Source organism: Chloroflexota bacterium (genome assembly GCA_016219275.1).
Classification (GTDB): domain Bacteria; phylum Chloroflexota; class Anaerolineae; order UBA4142; family UBA4142; genus JACRBM01.
The window spans coordinates 1-13,580 of the sequence record JACRBM010000050.1; the positions used below are offsets into that span (position 1 = coordinate 1).

Here is a 13,580-nt window from a genome sequence, read left to right on the forward strand (position 1 = left end):
CACAACCGCATACCTGGGTATCGCCGGCGGAAAAGCGCAGTTTCGGTTCGGTTAGTTTGATGCGCCCTTCAAACGACATGCGCTTTCAAAACTCGTCTCAAATTGGTTCATTTGCCTCTTGACTTTTTACCGCAAGTCTTTCCGACTAGTGTTGCCCTTTCTTGCCCTTCCAACACTTTCTGCACACTCGGAAACGCGGTCAGGTCGGTATGCGGCAGGAACAGCGCCGCCATAAATTGATCGGTGAACGCGTTGTCCGCGGCGAGTTCGATGTACGTCATCTTGCGCGCAATGTCCGCAATCGCGTCGCGCGCATCGCGGCGAAGGAGCGCCATGTACGCGCCGCGCGCCGCCGTGTTGCCGAGAAAGTGAAAACGATCCCAGGGCAAATCGGGCAGCAAACCGATCTCGACCGCTTTTTCAATGTTCAGGTACTGACCGAACGAACCGCCTATCAACATCTGCTCGACATCCGCGAGCGTCATGCCGACACTGCGCGCAAGCATCACATAGCCCGCGTAAATCGCGGCTTTGGCGCGCAAGAGGTTGTCAATGTCCGGCTTGGTAACGACAATGTCCGCGCCAGTTTCGCTCTCACTCGCCCACGCGATCACGTACTCGGAACCGTGTTCACCTTTGCGCACGCGCGGCGTCGGCAGATCGAGATTGATATTGCCCGCCTTGTCCATCACGCCGGTGATGAACATTTCCGCGAGCAGACTGATGAGACCCGAGCCGCACAAGCCGCGCGCATTGCCGCCGCCGATAACGCGAATCGTCGGTTCCTTCGTCTCGCCGTTGATCCACACTTCTTCGATTGCGCCGGTCGTCGCGCGCATGCCGTGATACACGCCCGCGCCTTCGAACGCGGGACCCGCGCTGCACGCGCAGCTTACCAACCACTCGCGCGTGCCAAACACCATCTCGCCGTTCGTGCCGATGTCGAGGAACAACGTCACCTTGTCCGTGTCGTTCGTGCCCGACGACAACACACCCGCGGTAATGTCCGCGCCCATAAAACTCGCGACGCCGGGCAACGAGTCCACCGTCGCTTGTGGATGAATGTTGAGATTGATCTCGGTCGCCAACACCTGGGGCGGATGATTGATCGTCGTGATGTACGGCGTCAGGCGAATCGGGTCGGGCGTGAGACCCAGCAAAATGTGCATCATCGTACTGTTGCCGACGATGGTCATTTTGTAAATATCGTGGGGATGAATTTTCCGGCGCAACGTCACGCGCTCGACAAGTTTGTTGATCGTCGTCGCGACGAGCGATTGCAACTCCATCAGTCCGCCGCCGTCTTTCGACGAGTAGATGATGCGCGAGATCACATCCTCGCCGCGCCGAATCTGCCCGTTGTAGTCCGCCGCGGTTTCGACGACTTCGCCGGTGAACAGATCAACTAGGTACAGCGTGACCGTTGTCGTGCCAATGTCCACCGCCGCGCCGTACAGCGAAAACGATTGATCGCCGGGTTGCACATCCACGAGGCGCGGTTCATCGCCGGAGCGATCCACGACGACGGTGACGCGCCATTCCGCTTCGCGCAGAGTCCGCGCGAGGTTTCGCAACACGGGAAGCGGCACGCACAAATCGCGGATGTTGAATCGCCGCGTGAGTTCGCGCGAGAGCCGCGACACGTCGTCGGTGTTGTCCGCGAGCGAGGGCGGTTCGAGTTCGAGAAAATATTTGCCGACCGTTTGATGTTCGCGCCAATCGTACTCGAACGGCACGCTGATTTTAGCGGCGGTCTTTTCGGTCGTGAGATGGCGCGTGATTTCTTCTTGCGGCGGGACGAATACTTGGAGGTCGCCCTCGACGACGGTCTGGCAGGCGAGCGCATACCCAGCTTCGAGATCGGACGCGCTGAGACGCATCGTCGAGCGACGCCGCGCATTGCCGCGCTCGACGACGACCGCGCATCGCCCGCAGCGCCCCTGACCGCCACACGGCACGTTGATGTCTATGCCGGCTTGCTGCGCCGCATCTGAAATCAACGCGCCGTGTTTGATCTCGACGGTTATATCTTGTGGCTTGAAATGAACTTGTTGGGTAGCGATAAGCGACTTCTCCTGTCAGAAAACCACCAAAGGGAGCTCGTCAGGCACCAACCTGCTATCTCAAAATGCTCGGCAAATACAAGCGATAGATGATACTCTCTACGATATGCACCAAATCTGGCGAGGTACTCATGACAAAAGCAGGGTCAGCATTATACACTGCGGAAAGCGTATGCGATCCTACCACAAGAGTCGAAGTGATGTATGTTGCGATCCCATTCGATAACGTCGTCGTAATTAGCGGCGTAGCCCCGTCTTTGAAAGTAATACTCCCCGTGGGAATTTCAGAACCAGTTGGAGTAATGCTCACGGTTGCTGTTAAAGTTACGGATTGACTAATAATAGATGGGTTCGGAGAAGAGACCAATACCGTGTTGGTATTCTGTGCAGTTACTCCTTCGGTATGCGCGCCACTCGCGCCAGTCATTACATTATCGGTAGCACCGCACGAATCGTGGAAAGTTGTCGAGTTTTGAACTTCGTCCCAGTGCCACAGTGCCAGCGTATTGGCGTCACAGGTAAATGGATCGGATGGAACTGTGAAATTTGCTGAATACCGTACATTATTTGAAATACGGAACTCGTCCATTTTTTGCGCGTATTTCAAGACAAGCGGTTGAGTAGATGTAAGTGGAGTTTGAATAACTTCATCAAGTTTTACGCCATTCCAAAAGAACATCCACTTGTTGTTTGGTTTGTCATAGACGTACGCAAAGTGGAACCACCCAGTCGGCATACATGAATCCCACTCTGAACAAGAACTCCCAGTGTGGAGTGTTCCAACACCATTTCGCATCAGAGTAACATAGTAAGTATTAGTTCCTGGAAAGCCCAAAAGATATGTATGCCCAGTTTTCAAACTAAAACTCGAAAGCTTGGAAACTACATCCCAGGAACTGCTATTGCCATAGCCAAACGTTGGGCTATTGATCCATCCTTCAAGCGTGAAACTGGAAATACTGGGATCCAAACTGATTTCAGAATCGTAGGGGACTTGGGCATTGCCCCCATTAACGGCAAGCCATCCATTGAAAGAGTGCGTGGCATTTGGAAAACTCGCCTGAGTCATTATAGGTGGTTGAATTAAAAAGATAGCGCCCAACAACAAAAAAAATATTGTGCCAAGTCCTACAGTTCGAGTCTGCATTGATTTTTCCTGGACCACATTGTGGCAAACTGAATTTTTTCGGTTGTGTGTCTGTTACCGCGAGAGTCAAATCTGGATCGAAACCCAAGTATCCAGGAGTCAGAATCTCTTGAATTCTGACCCCTGAATTATTTCCTACGCTTTCAACTTCAAAAACGCCGGCACATCCACCGCTTCGCGCGGACCAACTTCGACTTTCCAACCCGCCAGCGCTTCTTCGACTTCACCCATCAACACGGCGACCGCGCCAGGGAGCACGATGCGTTTGGTGTTGATCTTGGATTCGATGCCCGTCGTCTTGACCGCTTTTGCGATGCGGTCCGAATCGAACTTGCCCGCCGCCCACGCGGTCAACACGCTCATGCCTTCCGCGTCCGCAACGAGCAACCACGCGGGCAAGCCCGCGCCTTCGACCTCGTTCGAAATCGAGAAATACGTAATCGAGAAATTCGTCGTGACGAGCACGGGCGAATCCGGTTTCGGATTGTTGATCTCGTACAACCCAGGTTGCACCTGGATCGGTTTTTGCGGATCGGTGTAAATGTTCTGGCGCAACACGAGCAGCGCGTACGCGCGCGCGGGCGTAAACGTATCGAGCACGACCAAGCCCGCGTATTTCGAAATCGCTTGCGCGGCGAGCGTTGGTTCTTCATCCGCCGATGCAACACCTTCGCCGGGAAACGCGATGATCGGATAACCGAGCGGACGGAAATTCTTTTTGATCGCGAGCCGCCGAATCTGGGTCGCGGTCGTCAGCCCGCCGAGAAAATCACGCGTCCCAGGATCGAGCACGATGTCTTCGACGCCCGCGGCTTTGACTGTTTCGGTGAGGTTCGCGAGCGATTGCAGCGTGCCATCGCCTTTGACCGCGAGCGGGGCTTTCGCCTTTTTTGCGACCGCCGCGAGCGCCGCCGCGTTCGAGGCGTCCGCCGCGTAGAGCAATGGCGCTTCACCCGGCAATTTCGCGAGCGCGGCTTCGAATGCCGCCGCGTCTTGCGCGATCAGGATGAGCGGCATCTTGGTCGCGCCGCGCACGGTTTCGACGGCTGCCGCGAATTTCGCCGCGTCGCCCGACGCGTTCTCGACCGCGATGCCGTCGAGATGCAACTTGATGCCGACATAATCCACGACGAACGCGTCCATCTCTTTCACCGCCGCCGCGAGTTGATCGGCGGCTTGCGTGTCCTTGACGCGCACGAACACGCCGGCGGGATGATAAAAAGTTTTCTCGTGGCGGAACAGGACGATCTCGTTGCCCGTCTCGACCTTTTTACTGTCCGCGCCGACGAGCGTGATCAAACGAATCGGCGGTTGCGACGCGGCTTCGAGTTGTTGCTTGGATCCTTCGCTAACGTACGGGCACGCGCTCAATTCCGCTTGCTTCGCGGCGAGTTTCATCGCGAACGCAAGGCAGGTTGGAAATCCGCATTCTTTGCAGTTTGTTTGCGGTAAGAGTTTGTAAATCTGCAAACCGGTTAATGCCATGTTTGTCCTCCAGTGCAATAGTTGGATAGTGCAATAGTGCGATAGTGGCGTCCTTTAACTATCTCGCCAGAGCACTATCGCACTATCGAACTAAATGCCTTTCTTTTCGAGTTTGAGCAATTCGCCTTCGAGGATTTGCGCGTGGAACATTTCTTCTTGCATGAACCGTTCGAAGACCTTTTTCAATTCCGGCGTGTCCGCGAGATTCATCGCCATTTCGTATTTTTTCTGCGCGCCATGTTCTTCCATGATCATCATTTTGAAGAACGTTTCCCAACTAGTTTTCGCGTCCATTCTAGCTCCTTGTCGAATCAGTAAACAGTAAACAGTCTGCTGTTCACTGTTCACCGTTCACTGTTTACTTTGCCTGCAATGCCTTGACCTCTTTCACTTTCGGGAAGAGATCGCGCACTGTGCTTTCCACAACGCGGTGTAACGTCCACGGCATCAGCGGGCATTCTTCGCACGCGCCGCCCAGATGTACGACGACCGTCTCGCCGTCGAACGATATCAAATCCACCCTACCGTTGTGATAGATTTCGGCATAGTGGCTGATCGTTGCGATTGTTTCTTGCATGCGTTCGAATTCATTTGGCGTTGACATTTAACGTTCCTTCTTTCGCCACAGAATTTTTTCCGTTTGCGGTTGGCGAGTATGGTCCTGCGGCTAACTTGCGACACGTTCACGCGCGAACAGAATCGCGAGCGCGCCGGTCGTGAGCACAATCGCGGCGTAAAATGCCTTGATCGCGATGGATTCCGAACCCAGGATCGGATCAATCGGATGCAAGATATTTGCCGCGCCACGAAGCAGTATCAGCGCGATGGTCGCGTTCGCGATTGCCGCAACGGGCATCCACAACGAGCGCGCATCGCCCACCCAATGCGCCACGCCATAGACGAGCGCCGTAAACACCAGCACCCACAGCGCGCTCATCACGCGCGGCTCGGTCCACGAAATGCCACCCCACGCGAGCATTTGCGCGGGCAGACTCACGACAAACTGGATGAACCAAAACAGAATCGCGCTTTCCATCAGCGCACGCGACCAACGGGCAAACACCCCTCCCGCTCCCTCCTCTTGGTAAGGAGAGGGCTGGGGTGGGGTTACGCGTTTCGCAAAAAACGCTTGCAATGACAAATGCACAATGCCGAGCGCGCCGGCAATGAGATACGCGTACATCGCGACGCGCTGTGCCGCGCCGTGCGCGTACACCAACTTGACGACATTGCCCAGCGTCGCCTCTGCCGGCGAAAGCCAGAGCAACGCGCCAAGCAATACAACGAACGCGATGTAGAGTATCCAGTTTTGTCGCGCGCGACTGAGCGTAGCCATCACAATTACCAACTACCAATTACCAATTACGTTTCTCGTAAATTGGTACTTGGTAATTTTATTTCCCCATCAACTTGCCAATCATCGCCTTGACGCGCTTGAGCGCTTCGGGATGACGCATCACGAGTATGTTCGCGCCGGATTCGACGAGCGCGGACGCGGTGACGGTTTCCCAATGAATCGCGCGTTCCGCCCAATCACCCCACATCGCCGGCACATCGGTGCCGACCTTGGATTCTTTCACGCGCCACGCTTCTTCGCCGGGCGTGACGAGCATCGGTTGTTGGGTCATGCCGTCGCCCTGCAACGCGGCGAGACGCAGACGCTCCATCACCGAGTAACCGTACTCGATGCCGTAGCCGAGCGCGCCGGTCGTCGGGTCCATCAAAATACGTTCGAGCGGCAAGCCCATATCGTGAATCAAAATCACGAGTTGCTTGGAGAGATTCACGTCCATCGGCGTGCGCGAGTTGACGAGGTGATCGTTCGCCAGCGCCGCCGCGACGAGCGTGCGATAATTCTTGTCTTCGCAAAGACCCAGGACGAGTCGTTCACCCTTCGCCGCTTCAGCGACGGGCACGAGCAATTCGTTGTCCAGGTCGGCTTGACCGGGACCGAACACGATCAACGGCAATCCGGTCGCGCCGAGCACATCCTTCGCAACCTTGACCGCGTTCGCGGGCGTGTTCTTGGAACCGTCCGCCATCGTCGCATTGAGTTTGAGCAAAATCACATCCGCGCCGGCGGCTTGTGCGGCTTGCGCCCATTTCACCGGATCATCCGCGACCGCTTTCCACGCGTCGAGCAATACCGGCGACCAATCGCTTGGCTTGCGATCTTGAATTTCAATCGCGAGCGCCGGCGTGTTGGGGAACGCGCCTTCAAAGTGCATGAACGGCAACGCGTTCTCGCCGCCGATGGTCACGGTCTTGGCGCGCGTGCCGCCCTGTTCTTTCGTCGCGCCGAGCGTAATCTCTCGCACTTTACCGGCGTACTTGTCTTTGGGAATTTCAACTGTAACTGGCATTATGCCTCCATTTAATTCGATAGTGCGTTAGTGTGTTAGTGCAATAGTTGAGCAAGTGGATTTTAAACCACCGCACTATCGCACTATTGAACTAGTGCATTATTCAGGTTGATCGAATGCAACGAGCAAAAACAAAAACACGCCGATTGCCATCGCCACGAGTACGGCTTCGTGCGGCGCGTTGGTGAGATAGCGCACCAACACCGTCGCGATCAGAATGACCACCGACGCGCCGAGCAGAATGTTCGTCGTGCGCGGGCTAAAGTGTTTTTCGTTCGACTGGGACATTCTCACCTCTGCGCCCCCGCGCCTCTGCGCCTCTGCTAATTGCGCGGAAGCAGAGAAGCGGGGAGCAAAGAAAATATCACTTGCGTTTTATCGGCGGCTCCGGTCGTTCCGGTTCCAAGCCCGCCATTTCGCGCACGAGCGCGCGCATCGTCACCACCGCGCTCGGCTTGCCCGCGCCCGGATGTTCGTGCAAAACGAAAACCTGGTGTACTTTTTCGTCCATCATCATGTGCGCCACCGCGGTCGCGGCGGCATCGGGCGGCACGGTGAGCACCTTGGAAGTCATCACATCTTTTGCCGTGAGCAACTCAAAGTTGCGCGGGTACGCGCGCACGAGGTCGCTTTGCGACACAACGCCGCACGAACCCACCTCGTCCATCACGACGACGGCGTCCGCGTTTTCACGCGCCATGATCTTTGCGATTTCAGGTAGAGGCGTTTCCATCTCGCACACCGGCACGCCAATTCGCATCACATCGCGCACGAATTTCGTCATCGAATCCTCCCTCAACGAATTAGAACGAATCAGCGAATGAACGAATTGCCATCCGTTTATCCGTTTCCATCCGTTGTTTACATCATCGGGTCCATCGTCAACGCGGGATGGTTTTTCGATTCGAGGTACGCGACGAGATCGGGCACTTCGGTACAAACTCGTTCGTCCGCGATCTTTTCGATCAACTCTGGATCGCCGGCAAACTCGGCGGCTTTTTTGAACTCGTCCGCCATCGTTTGCTTGAGCACCGACGACATCCACACAACGCGCTTGAACCCGCCGTCCGCGCTCAAGAATTTTTTCGACGTGAGATAGTACTTGCCCACGCCCATCACGCCCGGCGTTTGCAAACCGCCGCCCGCCATACCCGCAAGCGTCGAGAACGTCATGCCAGCCGGCGTCATCGAAGTATCCTCGCGCGAAACGACCATCACGCCGTTCGCTTCGGGAATCACCATCACGATGCACTCGAAACAACCGCACGCGGTCATCGGATTTTCCATAATCGAGTACATCGAAACGGTATCGAATTGCTGATGCGAATTCTGGTACAGGAATTCGTTCGAGCCGCTAAAGTAACCCTTGACTGGGTCAATGATTTGTTTTTTAGGAATCGGCTGATTGGGACCGGTTGGATTGATTTGGAAACTTGCCTTGCAGTCGAGCCACGAGTACGCGCCGCACAAGCCAACCCGTTCCGGCGAAATGACGCAGAGGTGATTGGGCGCGAACGATTGGCAGAGCGTGCACGAGTAAAATTCTTCGACCTGCTCGTCCACCATATCCGCGAGACGCACATTGCGTTTTTGGTACGCATCGCGCGCGACCTGAAGCATCGTGTTCACGTCAGCGGGATTAGTATAAATCGTGACTTGAATCTTGTCCACAATCGCGCCAAAGTCGGCGTGATAGCGCGCGTGCAAAACCTTGCCGATGTCTTGAAGACGGAACCCTTTTTCGAACGCAGCTTTCGATACGCGAATCCACGTAATGTCGCGCTGACCGACGTGTTGCACGCCGGACGCGCCGTTGACAAAGTGGTGAATCTGGCGTTCGAGCACCGGCTCGAAATCTTCTTGCATCTTGCGCCCAGCCACTTCGGCGACGATGCCCATATCGAACGCACCGCCTTCGGGCATCGCGTCCAAATCGGGACCGATGACCGTGACCTTGCCGTCTTCGACCTTGTCCATCGGCAAATTGTAGAGATACTCGAAGCAACGCGCGCGCTTGCCGCCGGATTCGGCGCGCAAGTCGGCTTTGCGGACGACTTCGCCTTCAAACGCTGAGCCGTACGGAACTGGGATCGGCACTTCGGTCATCTTGATCTTGACGCCGCGTACTTCGATGCAACGCTGAACGAGTTTCTCGGCGCGTTCCAAATCGTCCTTGCCGGGAATTTCGTTGAACGGCATCGAAATGACGTGTTCGTAACTCGTGACGCCGGTCGGCAGAATTTCCGGAATGACTGTGTCGGCAATCGCGGGGAAGCCGTAGGAGATCGCGCCTGCGGCGGTCGCGTATTTCAAATCGTCCACTTCGCCGAGCGCGAGGACGAACGCGAACACGCGCGCCTTGTTGTACAACAAAATCTCGCGCGACTGTCCGCCCTTCATGCCGCCGAAGGTCAACGCGGAACGCGTCGCAAAACCGATCGCGTAAATCGCGGAGAGCGTGTCGGTGCCGAACGGGACGATGAAGGTATCGTATCCCATCTCGACGCCTTCCTCTTGCAACTGATGAATGATCGAGCGACCATTCACATTGCCGGCGAGAAAGATGAGGATGTTGCGCCGTTGCAGTTCGCGCACAATCTTGACCGCGACCTCGTTCGATTTCGCGCAACCAACAATCGCCGCGAAGCCGGGCATCCGACCGTCCACAAGTTGAATGCCCCACGAGCGCAGTTGAATGTCGTCAATCGGTCCGTTGAGGTGTCCGCCGCCGTTTCCTTTAGAAAACTCCGGCGACGTGAACGACGCCTGCGCGAGTTGAAATCCGGGGAGCGCCTCCGGTTGATCGCCGTACAGATAGCGCAACGCCATCAACGTTTCTTCTGCGAGCAAAGTCGCCACGCCGCTGTCGAGCGTTTCACCCAGGTACGGCGTCCATTTCGATTCCGCCGGGATGGGATGCATCAACGACTTGACATGATCCATCACCGGAACGAGATCGCCGACGGTCTCGACCTTACGCCCAGTGAGTCCCATGATCGTCGGCAAAAAATACGCAGTGTTGGGAAAGCCAACCTTGGCATCCGCGCCTTTTTCATTCAATGCTTTTTGCAGATACGCATCCGTTTCGCGGACAATATTGTTCGCGCCGCGAATCGCCGATGTGGCAATGTAACGAGACATTCAGTTCCTCCTTCGAGTTATCGAATGGTCAATTCAATTTTTGATTTTCGATTTTTGATTTTGGATTTGAAAATCGAAAATCCAAAATCGAAAATTCGTTAGAATTCTTCTTTCTTCGAGGCAAGGCGCAAGACCAACACGACGACGTCTTGCGTCTCGCCATCGGGGTACATGAAATAATCGGTAAAGGTCGCGCGCAATTCAAAGCCCAAACTCTGAAACGCGGCAATCGTCTTGACCTGATCGGCGATGACTTCGGCGACGAGTTGTTGCAAACCCAGTTTGCGCGCCACATCAATCAGCGTGCGCAACAACGCCACGCCCAAGCCGCGTCGCCGAAATTCCTTCGACAAAAAGATGCGGACGTCGGCAAGGTGTCGCCCAGGACCGGGACGAAAGTGCAGCGTCGCGTCGCCAACCACATGGTCGTTCACCACCGCAACGATGGGCAAGGTGCGACGATAGTCGAGATTCTCGATCCAGCTACTGACCACCTGCGGATCGCGCACGTTGTTACGCATCAGTCTGAAATCATCGCTACTGACCGGCTGAAAAAGCGAGAGCAGTTCGGATTTGTCTTCCTTCGCGAGTGGACGGAACAAGACCCGCGTGCCATCGGCGAGGGTGACAATTTGGCGGTACTTGGCGATTTGGTCTAGCATGGGTGTCTCCATGATTTCGATTGGATCCTTCCCAATCACATTGCCCCGCAATGGGCAGGTTGGTGCGCGCGACGTGCGTGCGTTGCCATTCTCACCACACAGCATAAAGAGCGGAGCACGACCCTGTGCGTCCGCTCGACCTCACCCCCATCCCCCCGCCCCCCTTCCCCTCTCCTGATGAAGTTCAATCAGGAGAGGGGGAAGGGGTGTCCGAAGGACGGGGGAAGGGGGTGAGGTTACTCCGCCGCGACCGGCAATCCGCCGTACAGCGCGGCTTGGCGATCTTTGAGCGACAACAATTCGCGCATGCGCTTGTCGCCGGACTTGCCCCACTTGGACGCGTCGTAGATCGGCAGTTTGAGCGCGGCGCGTTTCGCGTCAATGTGCGCGAGCGAGCGACGCACGATCTCGGCGGGATCGGGCACGAATTCCATTTTGCCGCCGACAAGTTTTTCCCAGCCCTCGCTCATCAATTTTTCGACTTCTTCGCTGTTCGCCACCGGCGAATTGACGCCGAACAAGACGTACGCGCCGGACGCCGCAAAGTACGCGCCAATCGCGAGCGCCTTTTCGCTCATCCACTCGGGCGCGATACCAACACCCGGAATGTCGCTGATGTCCTCGCCGAGTCCGCCCTCGCTCGCCATTTCGGCGAGCACGGTGAGAATGCGCGTGTTGTCCACGCACGAACCCATGTGCAAGACCGGCGGAATGCCGATCGCTTCGCACACTTCGCGCAACCCCGGACCCGCGTATTCGAGCGCGGCTTCGCCGGTAAGCAAACCATATTTTGCATTCGCCAGCGCGCCGCAACCGGTCTGGACGACGAGCACGTCGTTCTTCAACAATTCTTTCACGATGTAATTGTGTCCGGCATCCTGGGTCGTGCGCGGATTGTTGCAACCCACGACGCCCGCCACGCCGCGCAAACGCCCCGCCATCACGGCATCGTTCAACGGGCGGAACGAGCCGCGATAATAACCGCCGAGCATGTAGCGAATGTACTCGTGCGAAAAACCTGGGACGAGGTCGGCGACGTGCGACGGAATCTGCACGTCCTTGCGATTGGGATAGTTGTCAATCGCGATCTTGACAATGTCGCGCGCGATGTTCAACGCTTCGTGTTCGTTGAACTCGATGTGCGTCGCGCCGGTGATTTTCACTTTCGGCGACGTGGTGATGAACTTGGTGTGGAATTTCGACGCGAGGTCGGAAAGCGATTGCATGATGCACTGCACGTCCACGATCATCGCTTCGACCGCGCCGGTCATCACACACAATTCCTGATTCAGATCGTTGCCCGCGCTCGGCACGCCCTGGCGCATCAACGTTTCATTCGACGTACAGCAAACGCCGGTCAAGTTGATGCCTTGCGCGCCTTTCGATTTTGCGTACTCGATCATCTCCGGTTCGTAGACCACACGCACGATCAACGCGGAGAGCGTCGGTTCGTGACCGTGAACGACGATGTTCACTTCGTCGGTTTTCAACACACCCAGGTTGACCTTGCTGACGAGCGGCGCGGGCGTGCCAAACAGCACGTCCGAAATATCCGTCGCCATCATCGAGCCGCCCCAGCCATCCGCGAGCGCGGTGCGAAGCGAGCCGTGCAAAATGTGCTCGGCGTCCTGGTCGTCGCCCATGTGCGTGCGGTGCAACGTGTCCACGACTTCACGGTCCACGCCACGCGGCATCAAGCCCAGTTTGCGCCACAACTCGATACGCTTTTTCGGCGCGCGCGCGGTGTACTTGAGTTCGCCTTTTTGTCCCGCCATGTCGCCCAGCGCGACCGTCGCAATTTCGTGCGCGATCTTGCGCGCGTCTTTGCCGTCGGTCTGGATGCCAAAGTACGCCGCGATGGTGCGGAGTTTATTTTCGTCGCGCAGTTCGTACCCTTGCGCTTCGTCTTCCGCGACGGCAAGCAACGTGAAAATCAGATCGCGACCGTGATCGCTGTGCGCCGCGGTGCCCGCCGCGATGTGACGCGCCATGTTACGCGCGGCAACCGTCGCGCGTGTCGCGCCGCACACGCCAACTGGGTCGGGGTTCGCTTTCGTCGGGACGAGACGGCACGGACCCATGTTGCACATCTGGCAACACGCGCCTTCCGCACCGATGGGGCACGCCGCCATTTTCGCGGCGCGGCTAAATGCAGTCGAATATCCTAGTTGATCCGCGCGGTCGAGCATCTCGGCAACGGCGGGGTCAATCGTTTGAACGGTTGGTTTCTGGGTAGCCATGGTTCCTCCTTGAATATCAGTGAACAGTATTCAGTATTCAGTATTCAGTATTCAGTCTGAATACTGATTACTGAATACTAGTATTTCCGGAACTCGCCCGACAATTGCAAATCCACTTGACTCGTCGTCGTCGCGCGCACGCCCAGTTTATCCCACGCCGGATCACCCGTAGCATACGGCGACTCGGCAACGACTTCGAGTTCGCCCGGCGCGTAACCTGCGCCCGTCAACACTTTCACGATAGCGGCTGACGTCGTCTTGGCGGGGTCGAATTCGATAAAGACTTCTTTGAACGCCGCGCTCGCCACCACATCTTCCACGCCCGCGATGGGCGCAAGCAATCGCTTGATGTTCGTGACATGATGATCGGCATAGAGCGCGGGGATGACGAGTGATAGTTGTTCCATTTTTGAATCCCTCCGTTGGAATTTTGGATTTTCGATTTTCGATTTTCGATTTAGGAACGTCAGCGCGCGCTT

13 protein-coding genes are annotated in these 13,580 nt (G+C 56.4%); all 13 read right to left on the reverse strand.

Going from position 1 to position 13,580, the window contains the following annotated elements; genetic code table 11:
- Nucleotides 1-107: 107 nt before the first annotated feature.
- A complete protein-coding gene (locus HY868_12615) occupies nucleotides 108-2,000 on the reverse strand; it encodes a DUF4445 domain-containing protein (GenBank protein ID MBI5302972.1) in 1,893 nt (630 codons plus the stop codon).
- Between the two features lie 118 nt (nucleotides 2,001-2,118).
- Entirely contained in the window at nucleotides 2,119-3,210 is a 1,092-nt protein-coding gene (locus tag HY868_12620; GenBank protein MBI5302973.1) for an Ig-like domain repeat protein, read from the reverse strand.
- A gap of 135 nt (nucleotides 3,211-3,345) precedes the next feature.
- Complete coding sequence (locus tag HY868_12625; protein MBI5302974.1) at nucleotides 3,346-4,695, reverse strand: acetyl-CoA decarbonylase/synthase complex subunit gamma; 1,350 nt, start codon at nucleotides 4,693-4,695, stop codon at nucleotides 3,346-3,348.
- Nucleotides 4,696-4,785: 90 nt separating this feature from the next.
- The gene (locus HY868_12630; GenBank protein ID MBI5302975.1) at nucleotides 4,786-4,989 is read right to left on the reverse strand and encodes a hypothetical protein; all 204 of its coding nucleotides are present in this window, start codon (nucleotides 4,987-4,989) and stop codon (nucleotides 4,786-4,788) included.
- Between the two features lie 64 nt (nucleotides 4,990-5,053).
- Entirely contained in the window at nucleotides 5,054-5,299 is a 246-nt protein-coding gene (locus HY868_12635; protein MBI5302976.1) for a NifU family protein, read from the reverse strand.
- 63 nt (nucleotides 5,300-5,362) lie between these two features.
- Nucleotides 5,363-6,031 carry a hypothetical protein gene (locus tag HY868_12640; GenBank protein ID MBI5302977.1) on the reverse strand — a complete coding sequence of 223 codons (669 nt, stop codon included), beginning with the start codon at nucleotides 6,029-6,031 and terminating at the stop codon, nucleotides 5,363-5,365.
- Nucleotides 6,032-6,089: 58 nt separating this feature from the next.
- A complete protein-coding gene (locus tag HY868_12645; GenBank protein ID MBI5302978.1) occupies nucleotides 6,090-7,058 on the reverse strand; it encodes an acetyl-CoA decarbonylase/synthase complex subunit delta in 969 nt (322 codons plus the stop codon).
- A 99-nt stretch (nucleotides 7,059-7,157) separates the two neighbouring features.
- Entirely contained in the window at nucleotides 7,158-7,346 is a 189-nt protein-coding gene (locus HY868_12650) for a hypothetical protein (GenBank protein ID MBI5302979.1), read from the reverse strand.
- 76 nt (nucleotides 7,347-7,422) lie between these two features.
- The gene (locus tag HY868_12655; protein ID MBI5302980.1) at nucleotides 7,423-7,842 is read right to left on the reverse strand and encodes a CBS domain-containing protein; all 420 of its coding nucleotides are present in this window, start codon (nucleotides 7,840-7,842) and stop codon (nucleotides 7,423-7,425) included.
- 77 nt (nucleotides 7,843-7,919) lie between these two features.
- Nucleotides 7,920-10,199, reverse strand: a complete 2,280-nt coding sequence (gene cdhC, locus HY868_12660; GenBank protein ID MBI5302981.1) for a CO dehydrogenase/CO-methylating acetyl-CoA synthase complex subunit beta — start codon at nucleotides 10,197-10,199, stop codon at nucleotides 7,920-7,922.
- A gap of 98 nt (nucleotides 10,200-10,297) precedes the next feature.
- The gene (locus HY868_12665; GenBank protein MBI5302982.1) at nucleotides 10,298-10,861 is read right to left on the reverse strand and encodes a GNAT family N-acetyltransferase; all 564 of its coding nucleotides are present in this window, start codon (nucleotides 10,859-10,861) and stop codon (nucleotides 10,298-10,300) included.
- Between the two features lie 236 nt (nucleotides 10,862-11,097).
- A complete protein-coding gene (gene cooS, locus HY868_12670; GenBank protein ID MBI5302983.1) occupies nucleotides 11,098-13,101 on the reverse strand; it encodes an anaerobic carbon-monoxide dehydrogenase catalytic subunit in 2,004 nt (667 codons plus the stop codon).
- 77 nt (nucleotides 13,102-13,178) lie between these two features.
- The gene (locus HY868_12675) at nucleotides 13,179-13,508 is read right to left on the reverse strand and encodes a heavy-metal-associated domain-containing protein (protein MBI5302984.1); all 330 of its coding nucleotides are present in this window, start codon (nucleotides 13,506-13,508) and stop codon (nucleotides 13,179-13,181) included.
- Between the last annotated feature and the right edge of the window lie 72 nt (nucleotides 13,509-13,580).

Bases quoted from the DNA above. Each gene is read 5' to 3' on its own strand.
- HY868_12650 (MBI5302979.1), bottom strand. From the start codon at position 7,346: ATGTCCCAGTCGAACGAAAAACACTTTAGCCCGCGCACGACGAACATT.
- HY868_12645 (MBI5302978.1), bottom strand. From the start codon at position 7,058: ATGCCAGTTACAGTTGAAATTCCCAAAGACAAGTACGCCGGTAAAGTG.
- HY868_12635 (MBI5302976.1), bottom strand. From the start codon at position 5,299: ATGTCAACGCCAAATGAATTCGAACGCATGCAAGAAACAATCGCAACG.
- HY868_12665 (MBI5302982.1), bottom strand. From the start codon at position 10,861: ATGCTAGACCAAATCGCCAAGTACCGCCAAATTGTCACCCTCGCCGAT.
- HY868_12655 (MBI5302980.1), bottom strand. From the start codon at position 7,842: ATGACGAAATTCGTGCGCGATGTGATGCGAATTGGCGTGCCGGTGTGC.
- HY868_12620 (MBI5302973.1), bottom strand. From the start codon at position 3,210: ATGCAGACTCGAACTGTAGGACTTGGCACAATATTTTTTTTGTTGTTG.
- HY868_12625 (MBI5302974.1), bottom strand. From the start codon at position 4,695: ATGGCATTAACCGGTTTGCAGATTTACAAACTCTTACCGCAAACAAAC.
- cdhC (MBI5302981.1), bottom strand. From the start codon at position 10,199: ATGTCTCGTTACATTGCCACATCGGCGATTCGCGGCGCGAACAATATT.
- cooS (MBI5302983.1), bottom strand. From the start codon at position 13,101: ATGGCTACCCAGAAACCAACCGTTCAAACGATTGACCCCGCCGTTGCC.
- HY868_12640 (MBI5302977.1), bottom strand. From the start codon at position 6,031: ATGGCTACGCTCAGTCGCGCGCGACAAAACTGGATACTCTACATCGCG.
- HY868_12630 (MBI5302975.1), bottom strand. From the start codon at position 4,989: ATGGACGCGAAAACTAGTTGGGAAACGTTCTTCAAAATGATGATCATG.
- HY868_12675 (MBI5302984.1), bottom strand. From the start codon at position 13,508: ATGGAACAACTATCACTCGTCATCCCCGCGCTCTATGCCGATCATCAT.